General features: G+C 67.5%; 2 protein-coding genes. One reads left to right on the top strand and one right to left on the bottom strand.

The window, feature by feature from the left end; translation table 11 throughout:
• Positions 1 to 3: 3 nt before the first annotated feature.
• The gene (locus tag KBX08_RS33095; RefSeq protein ID WP_210787685.1) at positions 4 to 582 is read right to left on the bottom strand and encodes a hypothetical protein; all 579 of its coding nucleotides are present in this window, start codon (positions 580 to 582) and stop codon (positions 4 to 6) included.
• Between the two features lie 551 nt (positions 583 to 1,133).
• Here KBX08_RS33095 and KBX08_RS33090 point away from each other — a divergent pair.
• The coding region (locus KBX08_RS33090; RefSeq protein WP_210787684.1) for a hypothetical protein at positions 1,134 to 1,766 on the top strand (633 nt) is incomplete at its 3' end.

Raw genomic sequence — 1,766 nt, 5'->3', positions numbered from 1 at the left:
GTCCTACCTCCTGCTGTGGAGCGCCGTGTATCGCTCGACGACGCTCCACAGCAGGAGGTAGGACGCCTGGAGGCGGAAGAACTGACGCCAGAACTGAGGGCTGTCTGGCTGGGCCGGCACGACATGCGGTGCCACCTCCATGACTAGCCGCCGGACCTCGGCCAGCCCCTCCCCAAACACTGGATCGTGTCCGACCGACCATTCTGGTACTGGATCTCCAGAGACTCCGCTCTGCAGCTCCGCGCCGGCGAGAACGTTGGCATTGATGCTCCGGCCATCTTGAGTCATGGCTATGGTCGTCTTCCACCTGTACTGGGTGACTGGCTCAAAGCTGGCCACGATCTGCCAGGCCTCCTCGAGCTTGCCCGCAGGAAAGAAGAGAAGAGAGCCTTGGACACGCCCGGTAGCCGAGGGATCCAACAACGGCAGGCCGTCCCGCATTCTGATCACACCGGCTGCGGTGGCCTCAACGTGCCGGCTGACAAGCGGCTCGATCAGACTGAAAGCCAGCTCGCCGGGCCTCAGCGAGCCATAGGCAAACAGCGGCAGCTCTCGATCCTGTGGCGACCCGAGCGATGGCATTCTGCGATTATCTCTCGTGGTATCACGCGTCTGTCGCCCAGGAATGCCCGTGGGACGATCAGCGCGTCGCCAGGCACGACAAACCTCGGTCGCCACACGGCCGCCTTCAGTCAGCACCTCCGGCAGGGCGACTGTCGTCGACGTCTGTCAGCAAGCAAGATCATCTGTGGGCGTCGTGGAGACTCACAGCGTCCGCGCCGACGACGACTGCGTCATGCGCCGGGATGCCTCACAGCGCAGGTCAACCCCACTTTCCGGCGCCCAACTCGTCGGATCGGCCTGACAGAACAGGCCGCTACCGTTCACGGCACTAACACCACCTCATAAATCTCCAACCGGTTCGGTCCCACCTCGGAACCACCGCCGCACCTACCCGGTGCGCCACGCCCACCCGCCCCTCTCGGGGCCGGTCGGCGCCGCGCCGCGCGGCGACCCCAGGTCGCACCGCACCAACCCGCACCGACACCGCTCCCGCAACCGACCCACGCACCCCATTGGGCCGGTCATCTCCACGCGCCCTGACGCCCCCACCCCACAAAGGAGGACCACTCATGCCCAAGAACTCGACCCGGAAGACCACCTCGCCAGCTGTCACACCGACGGCGACGATCCGCACCATGATTGTCTGCGTGCCGGGCGACCTGCCCCGCGAGTCCCTGACCGCACACCAGCTCGACCGCAACTTCGGTGTGCAGGGCACGCTGTCGCCCCGCTTCTGGGCCAGCCCCGCTCTGCACCTGTGGCAGCGCAGCCAGATGTTCGGACTGCGCAAGGGCCGCCCGGCCTACTGCGCCGGCGGACCGGTACGGCTGCTCGACCTGACCGGCATGCGCCAAGCCGCCGGTGTCGGGGCGGGCATCCGCCACCAACTGTTCAGCCGCGCCGTGCACGGCACCCGCAGCGCCACTGCGTGGCACGTCTACGAGGCCCGCCACCTGGCGGACCCGCAGCAGTACCCGTGGGACATGGCCGTCGCGGACTTCACCCATCAGCCCCGGGTCAACGCCATCCGGATGCACAACGCCGCCACCTACGGCGCCGGGCAGATCCGCCTCAGCGAACTGGAGATGTACCAGGCCGGCTGCATGGCCTACCAGCACCACAGAGCCCTGACCGCCCTGGCGGGAGACGCGCTGATCACCGTCGAAGGGGCGAAGCTGGCCCCGGCCAGCGACGCCATGGCC

Origin of the sequence: Micromonospora sp. H61, from assembly GCF_018070325.1 — a bacterium.
In the GTDB taxonomy this organism is placed as follows: Bacteria; Actinomycetota; Actinomycetes; order Mycobacteriales; family Micromonosporaceae; genus Micromonospora; species Micromonospora salmantinae.
Note: the sequence above shows the minus strand (reverse complement) of the source record. Positions and strands in the feature narration are given on the sequence as shown.

Excerpts from the sequence above, each read along its gene's own strand:
- KBX08_RS33095 (WP_210787685.1), bottom strand. The coding sequence starts at position 582 with ATGCCATCGCTCGGGTCGCCACAGGATCGAGAGCTGCCGCTGTTTGCC.